This window comes from Streptomyces sp. NPDC088706, assembly GCF_044752765.1.
Taxonomy (GTDB): domain Bacteria; phylum Actinomycetota; class Actinomycetes; order Streptomycetales; family Streptomycetaceae; genus Streptomyces.
The window spans coordinates 856163-874719 of the sequence record NZ_JBIVLW010000001.1 but is presented as its reverse complement, the minus strand read 5'-3'; the positions used below and the strand labels follow the sequence as shown (position 1 = coordinate 874719).

Annotated in this window: 17 protein-coding genes; 8 read left to right on the top strand and 9 right to left on the bottom strand. The window is 71.9% G+C overall.

Annotated features, from left to right (window positions below):
• Window positions 1-35 precede the first annotated feature (35 nt).
• The 3 genes from ACIQAK_RS04005 (at window position 36) to ACIQAK_RS03995 (ending at window position 3279) form a co-directional block, all read left to right on the top strand.
• Window positions 36-686 (top strand): DsbA family protein, encoded by a 651-nt coding sequence (locus ACIQAK_RS04005; protein WP_366387899.1) that lies wholly within the window; start codon window positions 36-38, stop codon window positions 684-686.
• 105 nt (window positions 687-791) lie between these two features.
• Window positions 792-1139, top strand: coding sequence for a VOC family protein (locus ACIQAK_RS04000; RefSeq protein WP_366387900.1), 348 nt, complete (start codon window positions 792-794; stop codon window positions 1137-1139).
• A gap of 610 nt (window positions 1140-1749) precedes the next feature.
• Window positions 1750-3279: an aminotransferase class V-fold PLP-dependent enzyme gene (locus ACIQAK_RS03995; RefSeq protein WP_366387901.1), complete on the top strand. Its 1530-nt coding sequence runs from the start codon at window positions 1750-1752 to the stop codon at window positions 3277-3279.
• On the opposite strand, the gene ACIQAK_RS03990 is transcribed toward ACIQAK_RS03995, so the two are convergent.
• The 5 genes from ACIQAK_RS03990 to ACIQAK_RS03970 form a co-directional block, all read right to left on the bottom strand.
• Window positions 3280-3936 (bottom strand): CatB-related O-acetyltransferase, encoded by a 657-nt coding sequence (locus ACIQAK_RS03990; RefSeq protein ID WP_366387902.1) that lies wholly within the window; start codon window positions 3934-3936, stop codon window positions 3280-3282.
• Window positions 3937-4069: 133 nt separating this feature from the next.
• The gene (locus tag ACIQAK_RS03985) at window positions 4070-4813 is read right to left on the bottom strand and encodes a DUF2071 domain-containing protein (RefSeq protein WP_366387903.1); all 744 of its coding nucleotides are present in this window, start codon (window positions 4811-4813) and stop codon (window positions 4070-4072) included.
• The gene (locus ACIQAK_RS03980) at window positions 4810-5184 is read right to left on the bottom strand and encodes a metalloregulator ArsR/SmtB family transcription factor (RefSeq protein WP_366387904.1); all 375 of its coding nucleotides are present in this window, start codon (window positions 5182-5184) and stop codon (window positions 4810-4812) included. The genes ACIQAK_RS03985 and ACIQAK_RS03980 overlap by 4 nt, the downstream gene beginning before the upstream one ends.
• A 167-nt stretch (window positions 5185-5351) precedes the next feature.
• Entirely contained in the window at window positions 5352-5993 is a 642-nt protein-coding gene (locus ACIQAK_RS03975; protein ID WP_366387905.1) for a superoxide dismutase, read from the bottom strand.
• Window positions 5994-6287: 294 nt separating this feature from the next.
• Window positions 6288-6662, bottom strand: coding sequence for a hypothetical protein (locus ACIQAK_RS03970; protein ID WP_366387906.1), 375 nt, complete (start codon window positions 6660-6662; stop codon window positions 6288-6290).
• A 251-nt stretch (window positions 6663-6913) separates the two neighbouring features.
• On the opposite strand from ACIQAK_RS03970, the gene tkt reads away from it, so the two are divergent.
• Together tkt and ACIQAK_RS03960 are read left to right on the top strand one after the other, a co-directional pair.
• Window positions 6914-9163 carry a transketolase gene (gene tkt, locus ACIQAK_RS03965; RefSeq protein ID WP_366387907.1) on the top strand — a complete coding sequence of 750 codons (2250 nt, stop codon included), beginning with the start codon at window positions 6914-6916 and terminating at the stop codon, window positions 9161-9163.
• Window positions 9164-9281: 118 nt separating this feature from the next.
• Entirely contained in the window at window positions 9282-9953 is a 672-nt protein-coding gene (locus ACIQAK_RS03960; RefSeq protein ID WP_366387908.1) for a DNA starvation/stationary phase protection protein, read from the top strand.
• A gap of 150 nt (window positions 9954-10103) precedes the next feature.
• Here the strand turns inward: ACIQAK_RS03960 and ACIQAK_RS03955 are convergent, their stop codons facing one another.
• Window positions 10104-11543 (bottom strand): amino acid permease, encoded by a 1440-nt coding sequence (locus ACIQAK_RS03955; protein WP_366387909.1) that lies wholly within the window; start codon window positions 11541-11543, stop codon window positions 10104-10106.
• A 119-nt stretch (window positions 11544-11662) separates the two neighbouring features.
• A complete protein-coding gene (locus ACIQAK_RS03950) occupies window positions 11663-13090 on the bottom strand; it encodes an amino acid permease (RefSeq protein ID WP_366387910.1) in 1428 nt (475 codons plus the stop codon).
• Between the two features lie 285 nt (window positions 13091-13375).
• On the opposite strand from ACIQAK_RS03950, the gene ACIQAK_RS03945 reads away from it, so the two are divergent.
• The gene (locus ACIQAK_RS03945) at window positions 13376-13969 is read left to right on the top strand and encodes a biotin transporter BioY (protein WP_366387911.1); all 594 of its coding nucleotides are present in this window, start codon (window positions 13376-13378) and stop codon (window positions 13967-13969) included.
• Window positions 13970-13974: 5 nt separating this feature from the next.
• Here ACIQAK_RS03945 and ACIQAK_RS03940 read toward each other — a convergent pair whose 3' ends face one another.
• Together ACIQAK_RS03940 and ACIQAK_RS03935 are read right to left on the bottom strand one after the other, a co-directional pair.
• Entirely contained in the window at window positions 13975-15312 is a 1338-nt protein-coding gene (locus ACIQAK_RS03940; RefSeq protein ID WP_366387912.1) for an FAD-binding oxidoreductase, read from the bottom strand.
• Window positions 15313-15407: 95 nt separating this feature from the next.
• Complete coding sequence (locus tag ACIQAK_RS03935) at window positions 15408-16841, bottom strand: amino acid permease (RefSeq protein WP_366387913.1); 1434 nt, start codon at window positions 16839-16841, stop codon at window positions 15408-15410.
• A gap of 273 nt (window positions 16842-17114) precedes the next feature.
• On the opposite strand from ACIQAK_RS03935, the gene ACIQAK_RS03930 reads away from it, so the two are divergent.
• Both ACIQAK_RS03930 and ACIQAK_RS03925 read left to right on the top strand, forming a co-directional pair.
• Window positions 17115-17603 carry a ribose-5-phosphate isomerase gene (locus tag ACIQAK_RS03930; protein WP_366387914.1) on the top strand — a complete coding sequence of 163 codons (489 nt, stop codon included), beginning with the start codon at window positions 17115-17117 and terminating at the stop codon, window positions 17601-17603.
• A gap of 124 nt (window positions 17604-17727) precedes the next feature.
• Entirely contained in the window at window positions 17728-18552 is an 825-nt protein-coding gene (locus ACIQAK_RS03925) for a DNA-formamidopyrimidine glycosylase family protein (protein ID WP_366387915.1), read from the top strand.
• The last annotated feature ends 5 nt before the right edge of the window (window positions 18553-18557 follow it).

Below are 18557 nucleotides of genomic sequence, written 5' to 3'. Positions count from 1 at the left end.
ACCCTCAGCAGCAACAGCCCTTCTTGAGGAGAGACATGCCCGAGAACACCGCGGCGAACGGCAAGACCCCGGCCGATTTCTGGTTCGACCCGCTCTGCCCGTGGGCGTGGATGACCTCCCGCTGGATCCTTGAGGTGGAGAAGGTCCGCGACATCGAGGTCCGCTGGCACGTGATGAGCCTCGCCGTCCTGAACGAGGACAAGCTGGACGAGCTGCCCGAGGAGTACCGCGACCTGCTGGAGAACAAGGCGTGGGGCCCGGTCCGGGTCGTCACCGCCGCCCGGCAGCTCCACGGCGACGAGGTCGTCGGCCCCCTCTACACGGCGCTCGGCACCCGCTTCCACAACAACGGCGAGGGCCCCACCCGCGAGGCGGTCGTCGGCGCCCTGAAGGACGTCGGCCTGCCCGAGGACCTGGTCGAGTACGCCGACCAGGACACCTACGACACCCAGCTGCGCGCCTCGCACCAGGAGGGCATCGACAAGGTCGGTCAGGAGGTCGGCACCCCGGTCATCGCGGTGCCCGGCGCGGACGGCGAGCAGGTCGCCTTCTTCGGCCCCGTCGTCACCCCCGCCCCCAAGGGCGAGGAGGCCGCGAAGCTCTGGGACGGCACACTGCTGGTCGCCTCCATCCCGGGCTTCTACGAGATCAAGCGGACCCGCACGCAGGGTCCGATCTTCGACTGACGCCGGTCTTCCGCCGGGCGGGCCGGGAGCACGCGTGTGCTCCCGGCCCGTTGTCAGTCGTGTGCTCCCGGCCCGTTGTCAGTGGTGGGTCGTACGGTGAGGACCATGCGAATCTCACCAAAGATGATCACGATCGACTGTCCCGACCCGCAGACGCTGGCCGCCTGGTGGGCCACGGCGCTGGGCGTGGAAGGCACGCAGGACTACGACGAGTTCGTCGTCGTCCCGGCCACCCCGCTGGTGCTCGGCTTCCAGCGGGTGCCCGAGCCCAAGACCGTCAAGAACCGGATGCACATCGACTTCGCGTCCCCCGACCGCCCGGCGGACGTGGAGCGCCTCACCGGCCTCGGCGCGACGGTGATCGGTGAGCACTCCATGCACGGGCTGACCTGGACGGTCCTGCAGGACCCGCAGGGCAACGAGTTCTGCCTGGCCGACGAGGGCGGCCACTGACCGACCGCCCGGACCGGTCACGGCCCCGGCCGGCCGTGCACCGGCACTTTCGCCACCGTGCCCGGCCCGATCCTCCCGCGGTACCCGACCGACGTCCTCGCCGTCCCGCCGGCTCCCGCCGGGGCGATGGCCTCGCCGGCCACCGTGCCCGGCCCGATCATCCTCTCGCGGTACCCGACCGACGTCCTCGCCGTCCCCCCGGCTCTCGCCGGGGCGATGACTTCGCCCCCTCACCGGCCAGATCGGCAGCGCTCTCGGCTACGCCGCCGTCGCCACCGCCTACGCGGCCCTCCACTCCTTGCCGCTCGCCCTGCTCACGGACCCGGCCGCCGCCGACCCCGCCCGCACCGGCCGGCGCCACGTCCACCGGCCCGCCGACGGCGGCCGAGACCCTGGCTCTCGCCCTCGGCACGGGGGCCTTCGCCCCGGTCCTCACGGTGACCGGTTTCCGTTCCTCGGACGCCGGCCATCGAGGTCGCCCGGCCCGCCGCCGCGCTGACCGGCCTCACGGCGGGTAGGAGCCTGCTGCCCGCACTCCTCGCCGCCGCGAGCCCGTGGCTGCCCTACCGCTACCGCGAGGACCCCGCCGACGCCCCGGAGGACGCCACCCGTGCAGTCTGACCCCGCAGCACGCGCTCAAGAGGCCCCCGCGCTCCCCACCGGCCGCCCCGCCGCCGACATCCTCACCGAGCTGACGGCCCTGCGCACCGCCGACGCCCCCACCCGGGGCGGCCGGACCTTCGCCTACGTCTACGACGCCGGGCGCGCGGGCCTGGCCGAACTGGCCGCCGACGCCTATGCCGCGTACGCCTCCGTCAACGGCCTCGACCCCACGGTCTTCCCGAGCGTGGCGCGCCTGGAGAACGACCTGGTCGGGGCGGCGGCAGCCCTCCTCGGAGCCCCGCCGCAGGCGCAGGGCACCTTCACCAGCGGCGGCACCGAATCGATCCTGCTCGCGGTCAAGGCGGCGAGGGACCACGCCCGTTCGACCCGGGGGGTGACCGACCCGCAGCTGGTCCTGCCCTCCACCGCGCACGCCGCCTTCCACAAGGCCGCCGCCTACCTGGGCCTGGAACCGGTCGTGGTCCCGGTGGACCCGGTGACGTACAAGGCCAACCCCACCGCGATGGCCGCCGCGATCACGCCCCGTACCGCCCTGGTGGTCGCCTCGGCCCCCTCGTACGCGCACGGGGTCATCGACCCGGTGGCCAGGATCGCGGAGGCGGCGGCCGAGCACGAGGTGCTGTGCCACGTGGACGCCTGCGTCGGCGGCTGGCTGCTCCCGTACCTGCGCCGGGCGGGCCGCACGGTCGAACCGTTCGACCTCTCGCTCCCCGGCGTCACGTCGCTCTCGGTGGACCTGCACAAGTACGGCTACGCGGACAAGGGCGCCTCGGTAATCCTCTACCGGGACGCCGGACTCCGCCGCCACCAGTACTTCGCCCACGCCGCCTGGCCCGGCTACCCGGTGGTCAATCCGACGGTCCAGGGCACCAAGTCGGCGGGCCTGCTGGCCCAGGCGTGGGCGGTGCTCCAGCACATAGGCGAGGACGGCTACACGGCGCTGGCGCACCGCGTGGCGACGGCGTCCGACCACCTCCTGGAGGGCCTGCGTGCCACCCCGGACATCCACATCCTCGGCGAACCGGTGCCAAGCCTGGTCGCGTTCACGGTCCTCACCTCCGCCCTACCGGACCGGCCCGCCGGCACACCCGACCTGAGCCTCCTCCTGCATCTGGCAGACGAGATGCGCGTACGCGGCTGGTACCTCCAGCCCCAGCTCTCCTTCGACGGCCTCCCGCCCAACCTCCACCTCACGCTGACCCCCGCCACGGTCGACCGGGTGGACGCCCTGCTCACCGACCTGACCGCCGCCCTGTCCTCGGCCCGCACCCTCCCCCCGGTCACCGCCGACCCCGCCCTCATGGAACTGGCGGCGGGCCTGGACCCCGACACCCTCACTCCGGAGGACGTGGCGGGCATCCTGGCCTTCGCGGGCCTGGGGGAGGGCTCGGGGACCGCCGGCCTCCCGGAGCGGATGGCCCCGGTGCTGTTCCTGCTGGACGCGCTGCCGGGCCGGCTGAAGGAGCGGCTGCTGACGGAGTTCGTGGGGTCGGTGTTCCAGGCGAGGCGGCCGTGATCAGACGGCCCGTGCCGCCGCCTCCAGTTCCGCCACCGTCCCCGACATCACGGTACGGATGTGCCGTGTCAGGTGGTCCGCCGGCCAGTCCCACCAGGCCACCGCCAGCAGCCGCGCGATGTCGGCCTCCTCGTAGCGGGTGCGGATCAGCCGGGCCGGGTTGCCGCCGACGACGCCGTAGTCCGGGACGTCCGAGACGACCACCGAGCGGGAGCTGACGATCGCGCCGTGACCGATGCGGACCCCGGGCATGATCACGGCCTCGTAGCCGATCCACACGTCGTTGCCGACCACGGTGTCGCCCCGGCCGGGCAGGCCTGTGAGCAGGTCGAAGTGGTCGGACCAGGAGCCGCCCAGCGTCGGGAACGGGAACGTGGACGGGCCGTCCATGCGGTGGTTCGCGCCGTTCATGATGAACCGCACCCCCGTGCCCAGCGCGCAGAACCTGCCGATCACCAGGCGCTCCGGGCCGTAGTGGTACAGCACGTTCCGGGTCTCGAACTCCGTCGCGTGCTCCGGGTCGTCGTAATACGAGTACTCCCCGGCCTCGATCAGCTCCGAGGTGACCAGCGGCTTCAGCTGCACCACGCGGGGCTGGCCGGGCATCGGGTGCAGGACGGTGGGGTCGGCCGGGACGGGGGCGGGGGCAGAGCTCATGGGATCGCTTCCGGGGCATGGGCATGGGCATGGGCATGGGCATGGGGCACGGGCGGCGGGCGAAGGCCATCGTGGCAGCCCGCTCCGCCGAGCGACGGGTATTTTCCTGCCCGGCCGGGGCGGGAGGACGGCCTCACCCGGCAGCCGCCGCACACCCCACCCGGAACGGCTCCCGCTGAGACCAGTCCGCCGCCACCCCCCGCATCACCAGCGCGCTGTCCAGCACCGCGCTGCCCGGCGGGAAGCGGTCCAGGTCCTCGAAGAACGAGGAGCGTACGGTACGAGGCCGGCCCGCCGTCACCTTCCAGGCGTCCGTGGACAGTTCGAGGACGTCCAGGTGGCTGCCCCCGGCGTTGGGGGAGAGGCCCCGGCTGCCGAGGCGGAAGAACTCCGACGCCTCCGCCAGGTCCGTGAACAGCTCGCTGCCGCGCAGTTCGTCGGCGCTCTCCACCGTCGCGTCGACCTCCACCTCACCGTCCCGGGTCGTGAAGGCCACCCGTACCGCGTCGGCCTCCTCCCGCACCGTGAAGTCCGCGCGGCCGTGCTCGCCCGGGTAGATCCGGCCGCCCGCGAAGGCGTTGAGGCGGGAGGCGGTGTCCCGGCGTGGGATGTAGACGCCGCGCTCCACGCCGTCCGGGCCGTCCCACTCGACGGAGATCCGGTGCGCCGCGTTCTCGCTGGTCAGCCCGGTCGCCGCCGGGGCCCAGCCCGGGCGGACGCCGCCGACCCGCAGCAGGCAGATCCCCGCCACCGCCTGGCCGCGCACCAGTTGGGGCCGCAGCGGCGCGGGCAGCAGGGCCGCCGCGATGTACGGGTCCACCCGGTAGTTCACCAAAAGACGGCGCTCGATGACACTGGAGAGCCGGGTCCTGATCATGAGGCGTCGCCTTCCGGGGCGGGGCGCCACTTCGTGTGGCGGAGCACGATCTGTTCGGGGCACACGGCGCTCAGGAAGCGCCCCACGCAGATGGCGAGGCGCTCCTCCGCGAGCGAGTAGAGGATGCGGTTGGCGTCCCGGCGCTCGGTGACGAGCCCGGCGCCCTTGAGGACGCCCAGGTGGCGCGAGATGGACGGGGCGCTGATCGAGAACCGGCTCGCGATCTCGCCGGCGGCCAGTTCGCCGCCGCGCAGATCCTCCAGGATCTGGCGCCTGGTGGGGTCGGCGAGGGCGCGGAAGGCGCTCGCCTCGTCGTCGGAGGCAGAAGCAGAGGCAGAGGCAGGAGTAGAAGCAACGGAGGGTGGTTCCATAACCTCATGTTTAGCATATGAGCTAAATGGCTAACAACTCAGCTGGAGGGGGTGGGAAAGCCCCCGCGAGTCACGTCCTCGCGGGGGCTTTCCGTTCATCCGCCTGCCGAAGTGAAGGTTGAGAAGACGATCACGAGGCAGGACGTGTTTTGTCCGCCGTGGCGGAATCAGGGGGCGAGCAGGAGAACGTCCGTGCGCTCCTTGGCGGCGGCGTAACGCTTGGCCACGTCCTGCCAGTTGACGACCCGCCACATCGCCTCGATGAAGTCCACCTTCTGGTTCTTGTACTGCAGGTAGAAGGCGTGCTCCCAGGCGTCGAAGACCAGGATCGGGACCGATCCCTGGCCGACGTTGCCCTGGTGGTCGTAGACCTGCTCGACGATGAGCTTGCCGCTGAGGGGCTCGTACGCGAGCACGCCCCAGCCGGAGCCCTGGGTGGTGGCGGAGGCCTTCGTCAGCTGGGACTTGAAGCCCGCGAAGGAGCCGAAGGACTCGGTGATCGCGTCGGCGAGGTCGCCCACGCCGTCCGCCGCGAGGGGCTCGCCACCGCCGTCACCGGTCATGTTGTGCCAGTAGATCGAGTGCAGGATGTGGCCGGAGAGGTGGAACGCGAGGTTCTTCTGGAGGCCGTTGATCGCTCCCCAGGCCTCCTTGTCGCGGGCCTCTCCCAGCTGCTCCAGGGTGTCGTTCGCACCCTTGACGTAGGCGGCGTGGTGCTTGTCGTGGTGCAGCTCGATGATCTGCGGATTGATGACCGGTTCGAGCGCCGCGTAGTCGTACGGGAGTTCCGGGAGCGTGTACGTGGCCATGATGCGAGCCCTCCGACTGCTGGGAATGCCGTCCAGTTGTTATTGCAACCTATATGCAGGAGCAGGCTAACAGCAGGAGGGTTCGCCAAGTGATCAGCCCTTCGGCCTAGGACCTGCGGCGCGGTGGGCCGGGCGTGCGCGGCGGTCGGGCGTGGGCCGTCGGTCGGGGGTGCGCGGCGGGTCAGGCGTGTGCGGCGGGCCCGTCCGGTGTGGTGGACGGGCCCGCCGGGAGGGTCGCGGACGGCCGGCGGGACGGGTCGTCGCCGGACCGCGGGACGGACAGGTCGCGGCCCGTCAGTGGGACGGGTCGCCGCCCTGCCGCTCCTGCGCGTCGACGCCCGTATGGGCGGACGCGTCCTTCTCGCCGCTGGGGCGCCGGGACTTGCCGCGGCGGCCGGTCCCGTGCATGTCGGAGTCCCCGCCGCGGTCCTCCCCGCGGCGCGTCGAGCTCTCCAGCGGGGTGCCTTCCAGTGAGGCGCGCTTCTCCTCGTCGGTCGGCTTCTTGCGGGGCCTGTCCGGCTCCGGGGCGTAGGTGTCCGGGTTGAAGGAGCGGTGCGCGCTGGGGTTGGGCTGCTGCGACTTCTCGTCGACATCGGGTGCCCAGCCGTGCTGGCCCTCGCCCTTGAACCTGCTCGGCTCCTCGCCGCGCCGGGACGGTTTCTTCGACATGGGGGGCCTCCCACTCTCGTCGGGTGTCCTATTATCCTCCCTTTTCTTGTTATAAAGGCCTCCTGTCTCCCTGTCTGTCCCTCTCCCCACGAGCGCCCATGTTTGGACACGGCTTCCCGGGGGACCCGCGATAACGGCCGAGCGGTCCGCGCAGTGGCGGCCGGGTCGCCCGGGGTCCACCGAGCCCGCTTCCGCGCCGGGCGCGAGTGCGCCGCGCGCATCACCCCCGCCGCACCGACCAGGAGGACTTGATGCCATCCCCGAACGCCCCCGACGCCCCGAACGGCTCGAACGCCTCCCAGGGCTCCGGCGCTGACTCCCGCGACCCGAAGCTGGCCCTGCCGGTCGCGGACGCGGCGGGCTGGGGCCCGCTCGACGTCCGCGCCGTCGACACCGTACGGCTGCTGGCCGCCGACGCGGTGCAGAAGGCGGGCCACGGCCACCCGGGCACCGCGATGAGCCTGGCCCCGCTGGCGTACCTGCTCTTCCAGCAGGTCATGCGCCACGACCCGGCCGACGACCAGTGGCTCGGGCGCGACCGCTTCGTGCTCTCCTGCGGCCACTCCAGCCTCACCCTCTACATCCAGCTGTACCTGAGCGGGTACGGCATGGAGCTCTCGGACCTCCAGGCGCTGCGCACCTGGGGCTCCAGCACCCCCGGTCACCCGGAGTACCGCCACACCCGGGGCGTGGAGATCACCACCGGCCCGCTGGGCCAGGGGCTGGCCTCCGCCGTCGGCATGGCCATGGCGGCCCGCCGGGAGCGCGGCCTGCTCGACCCCGACGCGCCGGCCGGCACCAGCCCCTTCGACCACCATGTGTACGTGGTCGCGTCCGACGGCGACCTGATGGAGGGCGTGACGTCCGAGGCCAGTTCGCTGGCCGGACACCAGGAGCTCGGGAACCTCGTCGTCTTCTACGACTCCAACCACATCTCCATCGAGGACGACACCGACATCGCCTTCAGCGAGGACGTGACCGCCCGCTACGCCGCGTACGGCTGGCACGTCCAGACGGTCGACTTCACCCGGACCGGCGACTACGTGGAGGACGTCGACGCCCTCCTGGCCGCCGTCGAGGCGGCGAAGAGCGAGAGCGGCCGCCCCTCCCTGATCCTGCTGCGCACGATCATCGGCTGGCCCGCGCCCACCAAGCAGAACACCGGCAAGGCCCACGGCTCCGCCCTCGGCGACGACGAGGTCGCGGCCACCAAGAAGCTGCTCGGCTTCGACCCGGACGCCGCCTTCACCGTCGAGGACGCCGTACTGAAGCACGCCCGAGCGGTCCGTGAGCGCGGCGCCGAGGCCCACCGCGCCTGGGAGCCCCGCTACCAGGAGTGGCGCGCCGCCCACCCCGAGCGCGCCGCACTCCTCGACCGGCTGCTGGAGCAGGAGTTCCCCGAGGGCTGGACGGACAGCCTCCCCGTCTTCGACGCCGACCCCAAGGGCATCGCCACCCGCAAGGCATCCGGCGATGTGCTGACCGCGCTGGCACCGGTCCTGCCCGAGCTGTGGGGCGGCTCGGCCGACCTCGCCGGGAGCAACAACACCACCATGGAGGGCGAGCCGTCCTTCGTACCGGAGTCCAAGCAGACCGGCGAGTTCCCCGGCAACCCCTACGGCCGCACACTCCACTTCGGCATCCGTGAGCACGCCATGGGCTCCATCCTCAACGGCATCGCGCTCCAGAGCCTCACCCGCCCCTACGGCGGTACGTTCCTGATCTTCAGCGACTACATGCGCCCGGCCGTCCGGCTCGCCGCCCTGATGAAGCTGCCGGTCACCTACGTCTGGACGCACGACTCCATCGGTCTCGGCGAGGACGGCCCCACCCACCAGCCGGTCGAGCAGCTGGCCGCACTCCGCGCGATCCCGGGTCTCGACGTCGTACGGCCCGCCGACGCCAACGAGACCAGCGTGTGCTGGCGCACCGTCCTGGAGCACCGCGACCGGCCCGCCGGCCTCGCCCTGACCCGGCAGCCGCTGCCCGTCCTGGAGCGGGGCGAGGGCGCGTACGCACCCGCCTCCGGGGCAGCCCAGGGCGGCTACGTACTCGCCGACAGCCAGGGCGCCACGCCCGACGTCATCCTCGTCGGCACCGGGTCGGAGGTCCACATCGCCCTGGAGGCCCGCGAGCTCCTGGCCGCCGAGGGGCACGACGCACGGGTGGTCTCCATGCCCTGCCGCGAGTGGTTCGCCGACCAGCCGCACGCGTACCAGGACGAGGTGCTGCCTCCCGGGGTGCGGGCGAGGGTCAGCGTCGAGGCCGCCGTCGCCCAGGGCTGGCGGGACATCGTGGGCGACGCGGGCCGCATGGTCAGCCTGGAGCACTTCGGTGCCTCGGCCGCCTACGAGCGCCTGTACGAGGAGTTCGGCATCACGCCCCGCGCGGTGGCCGACGAGGCCCTGGCGAGCATCCGCGCGGCCACGGGCCCGGTCCGGCCCGGCGGCGAGCGCTCCGGCGCCACCCCGACCGAGGGCGGTACCGGCGACGTCGGTTAGACCACCCCCTCCCGACCGAGGGCGGCACCGGCGAACGCCGGCCGGCCCCCTCACGCACCACGCGCACCACATCCACCCCACCCACCAACCGCCGACCGTCTCTACGAAGAGGAGCCTCATGTCCCCCGCACCCACCCCCCGCTACACCGTCCCCGGCCTCGGCGTCGACGAGGGCCGGCAGGTCATCGACCTCCTGACGCTGCGCCTGCACGCGCTCAACGACCTCGCGCTCACCCTCAAGCACATCCACTGGAACGTGGTCGGGCCGCACTTCGTCGCCGTCCACGAGATGCTCGACCCGCAGACCGCCGCCGTACGGGAGATGGCCGACGCGGCCGCCGAGCGGATCTCCGCCCTGGGCGGCGAGCCGCAGGGCACCCCGGGCGTCCTGGTCAAGGAGCGCACCTGGGACGACTACAGCGTCGGCCGCGCCGACGCCATCGCCCACCTCGGCGCCCTCGACCTCGTCTACACCGGGATCATCGAGGACCACCGCGAGGCGGTAGAGAAGGCCGGCGACCTCGACCCCGTCACCGAGGACCTGCTCATCGAGCACCTGCGCGGCCTGGAGCAGTTCCAGTGGTTCGTCCGCGCACACCTGGAGAGCAGCTCCGGCACCCTGTCGAACGCCGGCGCCGACACCGAGGAGGCGGCGGCCGAAGCGGCGTCCCCGAAGCAGTCGGCCGCCAAGCGCACTCCGGCGAAGAAGACGGCGCTGCCCACCCCCGCCAAGAAGACGGCGGCCAAGAAGGCCGTCAAGAAGACGGCGAGCAAGCGCACCACACGCTGACGACGGAGCCGGGAGCCGGGCGGCCCGCGGGCGCGGCCCCGCGGTGGGCGCCCGGGGGCAGCGGTTCCGCGCCCGGAAGGTGTCCATCCGGCCTTCGGACCCGCCGCACGCGCGTCCGCGAGGAGCGTGTGCGGCGGGACGGGAGGGGGTCTACTTCCGCTGTGCGGGGATGTCCGCCGCTTCGCCACCCCGACGCCGCTGACGTACGACACCGACACCGATCAGCACCAGCGTCAGCGCCCCGGTGGCCAGCAGCTGGTCGCGGGTGTCCGGCTGGCGCAGCATCAGCAGGAAGATGCCCGCCATGCCCGCCAAGGAGACGATCGTGAGGGCCGGGAACAGCCACATCCGCACGACCAGCGTCTTGGGCGCCTCCCGCTCGGTCCGGCGGCGCAGGATCAGCTGGGAGACGGCGATGAAGATCCAGACGACCAGGATCACCGCACCGATCATGTTCAGCAGCCAGGGGAAGACGTCGTCCGGCCGCCAGTAGCTGAGCAGCACGCACAGGAACCCGAACACCGACGAGAACAGCACCGCGTTGCGCGGTACCCCGGACGAGATCCGGCCGAGCACGGCCGGCCCCTGACCCCGGGCGACCAGGGACCGGGCCATCCGCGACGCGCCGTAGATGTTGGCGTTCATCGCGGAGAGCAGGGCGATCAGGATGACCACGTTCATGATCTGCGCGGCACCGCCGATGCCGAGGTGGTCGAGCATCGCGTAGAAGGGGCCGACCTCGGCGACCTTCGGGTTGTCCCAGGGGACCAGGGTGACGATGACGGCCATCGAGCCGATGTAGAAGACCGCGATGCGCCACATCGCCGTACGGACCGCCTTGGCGACGCCCTGCACCGGGTTCTCGGACTCGGCGGCGGCGATGGTGACCGTCTCCAGACCGCCGTACGCGAAGACGGAGGCGAGGAGCCCGATGATGAAGCCGTCCATGCCCTTCGGCAGGAAGCCCCCGTCGCCGGTGAGGTTGGTCAGGCCGGGCGCGTCCGTGCTCGGGAGCACGCCGAGGATGGCGAGCAGGCCCAGCACCAGGAACAGGGTGATGGCGATGACCTTGAGCGCGGCGAACCAGAACTCGAACTCGCCGAAGTTCTTCACGGCGGCCAGGTTCGTCCCCAGGAAGATCACCATGAACAGGGCGACCCAGGCCCACTCCGGCGTCCCGGGCAGCCAGCCGCTGACGATCTGGGCGGCGCCGATGCCCTCCAGGCCGACGGCGACGCAGAGCAGGAACCAGAAGGACCAGCCGGCGGTGAACCCGGCCCAGGGGCCGATCGCCCGTTCGGCGTGCACGGAGAACGAGCCGGAGGCCGGGTTGGCGGCGGACATCTCGCCGAGCATGCGCATCACCATCATGACGAGCAGCCCGGAGATCGCGTACGCCACGACGATCGAGGGCCCGGCGGCGGCGATGCCGGCCCCGGAGCCGACGAAGAGTCCGGCGCCGATCACCCCGCCGAGGGCGATCATCGACAGGTGCCGCTGTTTGAGGCCGTGGGTGAGCGCGGAGTCCGCCGTCGCCGCTGCGGGGGCTGCGGGGTCAGCGGTGGGAGGAGACGCGGAGGTCCGAGGCATGGACGAGCTCTGTTCGGTAGCTGAGACGGGGGACGAACCCACAGTCTGAGCGTCTTCACCGCTCATGCGGAACGGATGTCCGCTATACGGGCACGAGGCTCACACAAGGTGCACACGTGCTACCGGCCGGTAGGCGCCGAGCCCTCACGCTCCCGCCACTGACGCCCCACCGCCACCAGCAGCACCAGTGCCGTCGCCCCCGCCGACCACAACACCTGCGGGCGCGCACCGGCGTCGGTCAGCATCAGCAGCAGCACCCCCGACAGCCCGGCCAGCGTCAGCCAGGTCAGATACGGGAAGCACCACATCCGCAGCGTGAGCGCCCCCGGCGCCTCCCGCTCCAGCCGGGCGCGCAACCGCAGTTGGGAGGCGGCGATGAGCGCCCAGACGAACAGCAGCACCGCGCCCACCGAGTTGAGCATGTAGAGGAACACGGTGTCCGGCCAGAGCAGGTTGAGCAGTACGGAGACGAAACCGAAGGCCACCGACGCCAGCACCGCCCGCCGGGGCACCCCGCCCTCCGCCCCTGCCTTACGCGACACCTTCAGCAGCCCGCGCGGCGCCTCCCCGCGCTCCGCCAGCGAGAAGACCATCCGCGAGGACCCGTACAGATTGGCGTTGAGCGCCGAGAGCAGCGCCACGAACACCACGATGTTCATGATCTGCGCGGCGGACGGCACCCCGATCGTGTCCAGCACCTTCACATACGGGCTCAGCCCGGCCCGCTGGGCGGTCCACGGCAGCACGGTCACGATCACGAGCATCGAGCCGACGTAGAAGAAGAGGATGCGCACCACCGCGCTGCGCACCGCCCGCCCCACCGCGCGGGCGGGGTCGTCCGTCTCGGCGGCGGCGATGGTGACGACCTCCAGGCCGCCGAAGGCGAAGACCACGGTCAGCACACCGGAGACGACCCCGCCCCAGCCGTTCGGCAGGAAGCCGCCCTGCCCGGTCAGATTGGTCATCCCGACCGGATCGGTGTCGGGGAGCCACCCGAGGACGGCCAGCACCCCGAGCCCCAGGAAGACGACGATCGCGCCGACCTTCAAGGAGGCGAACCAGAACTCGAACTCGCCGAAGTTCTTCACCGCCGTCAGGTTGGCGACGGTGAAGACGACCATGAACAGCAGCACCCACGCCCACGGTTCGACCGCCGGCACCCACCCGTGGGCGATCTGCGCGGCGGCCGTCGCCTCCACGGCGAGGACCACCACCAGCAGGAACCAGTACAGCCAGCCGACGCTGAACCCGGCCCACCGCCCGAGCGCCCGCTCCGCGTGCACGGAGAAGGAGCCGGACGCGGGCATCGCCGCGGACATCTCGCCGAGCATCCGCATCACGAGCATGGCGAGCGCGCCCGCGATCAGGTACGAGACGACGATGGCGGGCCCCGCCACCGCGATCCCGGCACCCGACCCGACGAAAAGCCCGGCCCCGATCACCCCGCCGAGCCCCAGCATCGTCAGATGGCGCTGCTTCAGCCCGTGGGCGAGCGGCTCGGAGGGGACCGGAGGGGCTGCGGGCGGGGTGGGCGGAGCCTCGTGCATGGGGTGCGGGTCACTCTCGGATCATTTATGGGGAACCTACAGTCTGAGGCCAGGAGCCCCCTCCCGGCAAAACGGGCCACCTCCCCCCTCACCTCCGTGACGAGCGTCACGCCCAGAGGTGATTGTGCGGAGGTCTTTGTGTGAACCCCACCAACCCGTCAACCGCCGCTTTGTGGGCGGCTGATGGTGAACGAGCGTTGACCCCTGGGCTAACGTCTCCACCAGCCCACCCCATCTGCCTGGCGGAGCCGTCCCAGCCTGCCTGCCCTCACCCGCGGAGTCCCGATGAGCACTGCTGCCGCCCCCGTCCGTTCCGGAGCGGTCCTCGCCGACCTGCTGCCCGCAGCCCGGCACCGCTACGCCGTCGACGCGGCCCTCGTGCTGGGCGGCGCGGCCCTCACCGGCATCGCGGCCCAGATCTCCGTCCCGGTCCCCGGCTCCCCGGTCCCCGTCACCGGCCAGACCTTCGCCGCGCTGCTCATCGGCACCGCGCTCGGCGCCCGCCGCGGCTTCCTCGCCCTCGCGGTGTACGCGCTCGTCGGTATGGCCGGCATGCCGTGGTTCGCCGAGGGCACCTCGGGCTACGCGATGCCGTCCCTCGGCTACATCCTCGGGATGCTGGTCGCCGCCACCGTCGTCGGCGCCCTCGCCCGCCGCGGCGGCGACCGCTCGGTGCTCCGCACGGCGGGCACGATGGTGATCGGCTCCGCGATCATCTACGCCGTCGGCGTGCCCTACCTGGCGCTGGCCACCGGCATGTCCCTGAGCGCCGCCGTCGCGGCCGGGCTCACCCCGTTCCTCATCGGCGACGCGCTGAAGGCGGCCCTGGCGATGGGCGCCCTGCCCGCCTCCTGGAAGCTCCTCGGCCGCCGGGGCTGAGCCGCTCACCCGGCCCCGTACGGGCCACCGAAGAGGCCCGCCGGATCGTACTGGGAGACCAGCCCGGCGAGCCTCTTCGCCGTTTCCGCCTCGTGGAAACCGGCGGTACGGTCCCCGCCGCCGAAGGAGAAGTTCAGCGAGCGCCCCACGGTGAGAGGCTCCAGCACCCGCCCCACCTCCCCGTACAGCGCGCGCACCGATGCCACGTCCGTACCGTCCAGCGGCGACAGCAGCCGCAGCAGGAACCGGGCATCGCGGTACGGCACGGCGTTCGGCACGTCCGGCCCGGCGGCCAGCGCCCCACCCAGGTGGTTGAACTGCACCACCGTCATCATCGGCGCCCGGGGCCCGGCCAGTTCGAAGGCCCGTACGGTCCGCTCCGCGTCCGCCGCGCCGAGCACCGCACTGTCCCCGTAGTACGCGTGCGGGAACGGCGGGTCGCTGTGGATGGTGTGGCTCTCGGTGTACGGCATCTCCCGCAGCGAGTCGCCGAGGACGGGGGAGTCCGCCGCGCCCCGGGAACCGATCGACGCGGCCGCCCCGATCGCCCGTAGCGGAGCCACCAGCCGCTCGCCCTCCGCCACGTCCCCGGTGAAGGCCACCCGCACGGAGATCACGTACCGGCCGCGCAACTCCTCGGGAAGCTGCGGCAGCTCGGGGTAGACGAGCGCGGCCAGCGAGGACGTCAGGGTGTCCGGCACGGTCCGGGTCCAATCCAGATAGCCGCGCACCACCTCGGCCGCCCACCGGCCGTCGAAGACGATCGAGCCGCCGTAGAGCCGCTCCACCGCCACCAGCCCGGTCTCCAGCCCGGTCACCACCCCGAGCCGGTGCCCGCCCCCGCGCAGCCCCCAGAAGAGCTCCGGCTCGCGCTCCGGCGTGACCCGGCGCGCTATGCCGTCGGCGGTCACCACGTCCAGCGAGCGCACCTGGTCGGCGGCGTACCCGAACTCCCGGGCCAGCACGCCGAGCCCGCCGCCCAGCGTGTAGGAGACGGCGCCCACGGAGGGGGAGGAGCCGTTGAGCGGGGCGAGCCCGTGCGGGGCCGCCGCCTCGATCACCCGGCCCCAGGACGTGCCCGCGCCGATCCGGGCGGTGCGGCGGACCGGGTCGACGGTGACGGAGTCCAGGGCGCGGGTGGCGATGAGGACCCCGCCCTCGACGGGACCGGGGAGCCCGTGGCCGGAGGCGTGCGCGGCGACGCGGAGCCCGCGCCCGGCCGCGTACGCCACGGCCTCCCGTACGTCCTCGGCTGTGGCGGCCTCGACCAGCCGGTCGGGGCGGATCGGGAAACCGGTCTGGAAGGTGGCGGGTTCTGCGGGCTCGACGGATGCGGAAACCATCAGGGAGGCTCTCCTTCGTTCGCGCTCTCGGCGGTACGAAGGAAAGCCTCCCTGATAAACCTGACGTGGTCCGTCAGTTATCGATCACGTACGGATCACTCGGCGACGGCCCTGCGGGTGCGCATCTCGCGGAACAGCGAGATCCCCACCACCAGCGCGGCGACCAGCAGCGACAGCACGACCTGCTCGCGGGCGGTGTCGTCGGTCAGCATGTAGACCAGGACGAAGGAGATCATCGCGATCGTCGCCCAGGTCAGATACGGGAAGAGCCACATCCGCACGACCAGCTTGCCGGGGGTCTCGCGCAGGATGATCCCGCGCATCCTCAGCTGGGTGAAGCAGATGACCAGCCAGACGAACAGGGCGACCGCGCCGGAGGAGTTCAGCAGGAACTGGAACACCGTGTCGGGCCACTGGTAGTTGAAGAACACCGCCACGAAGCCGAAGACGACCGAGGACAGGATCGCCGCCTTCGGCACGCCCCGCTTGTTGACCTTGGCGAAGGACTTGGGGGCGTCGCCCCGCTCACCGAGCGAGAAGGCCATCCGGGAAGCGGTGTAGAGACCGGAGTTGAGGCAGGACAGCACGGCCGTCAGCACGATGAAGTCCATGACCTGGCCGGCGTGCGGGATGCCGATCGAGTCGAGGGCGGCGACATAGCTGCCCTTCTCCAGGATCGACGGGTCGTTCCACGGCAGCAGCGTCAGCACGACGAAGATCGAGCCCAGGTAGAAGACGGCGATACGCCAGATCACGCTGTTGGTGGCCTTCGACACGGCCCGCTGCGGGTCCGACGACTCACCGGCCGCCAGGGTCACGATCTCGCTGCCCATGAAGGAGAAGACCACCATCAGCACACCGGTGAGGATGGCCCCCGGCCCTTCGGGGAAGAACCCGCCGGAGTCCGTGAGGTGGGCCAGACCCGAACCGGGGTTGTCCGAACCGGGCAGGAAGCCGAAGACGGCGAGCATGCCGACCACCACGAACGCGGCGATCGCCACGACCTTGATCCCGGCGAACCAGAACTCGAACTCGCCGTAACTGCCCACCGAGACCAGGTTGGTGGCGGTCAGCACGACCATGACGATCAGCGCCCAGGCCCACTGCGGGACACCGGGGATCCAGCCCTCCAGGATCTTGGCGCCGGCCGTCGCCTCGACGGCGAGCACCACGACCCAGAAGAACCAGTAGAGCCAGCCGATGGAGAACCCGGCCCACCGGCCGAGCGCCTGGTCGGCGTAGGCGGAGAAGGAACCGGAGCTCGGGCGGGCCGCGGCCATCTCGCCGAGCATCCGCATCACGAGGACGACCATCAGGCCGACCATCGCATACGACAGCAGAATCGCCGGGCCCGCCGCCGCTATGCCGGAGCTGGAGCCCACGAAGAGGCCCGCACCGATCACACCGCCGATCGCGATCATCGAGAGGTGGCGGTTCTTCAGTCCTGCCTGAAGCCCGCCCGACGAGTCCGGCCGGTCCGGCTCACCAGGCTCGTGGCCCGGCTTCGCCAGCGTCGTCTGCGACGTCATGGGGGAGTCCTTACGTTTTCGTGCCTGAGGGTGTGCCCTGCTCCGCGAGGGGCGGTGCGGAAGACATGGCCACGCATTCAAGCCCGGAACGGGGCGAAAGCGGAACCCCCTCTTTCGGATCGTTTGCCGGATCGTTGTCCGAGTGGCGTCCGCCACACCGCACCGGGCAGCAGGCCACGGCCCCACGACGGGGTGGACCCCGCGGCTCCACGACCTGACAGGTCCCGACCCCGCTGACCGCTACCCCGCGAAGTTCGTGCCACACTTCGCTCCATGCGCGTGTACCTCGGATCCGACCATGCCGGTTACGAACTCAAGAACCACCTCGTCGAGTGGCTCGGTGCCCACGGCCACGAGGCCGTCGACTGCGGCCCCCACATCTACGACGCCCAGGACGACTATCCGCCGTTCTGCCTGCGTGCCGCCGAGCGGACGGCCGCGGACCCCGACAGCCTCGGCATCGTGATCGGCGGCTCCGGCAACGGCGAGCAGATCGCCGCAAACAAGGTCAAGGGCGTCCGCGCCGCACTGGCCTGGAGCGAGCAGACCGCCGCCCTCGGGCGTGAGCACAACAACGCCAACGTCGTCGCGATCGGCGGCCGGATGCACACGGTGGAGGAGTCCACCAAGTTCGTCGAGATCTTCCTCGCCACGCCGTACTCGAACGAGGAGCGCCACACGCGCCGCATCGAGATGCTCTCGGCGTACGAGAACACCGGCGAACTCCCCCCCGTCCCGGCCCACCACCCGCAACAGGGCTAGGGCCTCCGGCGGATCATGACCGGGGCCGCCGGACACCCCCGCCCCACGCCACCTGTGCCGCCGGGTCCCCCACCCGGCGGCACGGTCACGTCAGCGCCCGTACCTCCACAGGGAGCAGCCCGCCGTGCCCGAGGGACACACGATCCACCGCCTCGCCCAGGACCACGCCGTGCGGTTCGCGGGCGGTCCGGTCCGGGTGAGCAGCCCGCAGGGCAAGTTCGCCGACAGCGCGGCCCTGCTCGACGGGCACACCCTCACCACCACCGACGCCCACGGCAAGCATCTCTTCCTCGGCTTCGGCGACACCGGCTGGGTCCACATCCACCTCGGCCTCTTCGGCAAGCTCGGCTTCGGCACCGCCCCGCCCCCGCCGCCCACCGACACCGTCCGCCTCCGGCTGGTCAACGCCGGGCACCACGCCGATCTGCGCGGCCCCACCACCTGCGCGCTGATCACCGAGCCCGAGAAGCGCGCGATACACGAGCGCCTGGGCCCGGACCCGCTCCGCGGCGACGAGGACGGGGAGCGCGCCTGGCAGCGGATCTCCCGCAGCCGGACCACGGCCGCCGCCCTCCTGATGGACCAGAAGGTCATCGCGGGCGTCGGCAATGTCTACCGCGCCGAAGTCCTCTTCCGCCACGGCATCGACCCCTACCGCGCGGGCAAGGACCTCACCCGCGCCGAGTGGGACGCCGTCTGGGCGGACCTGGTGGCGCTGATGCGCGAGGGCGTGACGCACAACCGGATCGACACCGTCCGCCCCGAGCACCTCCCCGAGGCGATGGGCCGCCCGCCCCGCAGGGACGACCACGGCGGCGAGGTCTACGTCTACCGCCGGGCCGATCTGCCCTGCCACATCTGCGGGAGCGGGATCCGCACGGCGGAGCTCGCCGCCCGCAACCTCTTCTGGTGCCCGCGCTGCCAGGCCCCGGGCGCGTCCGGCACCTGACACCG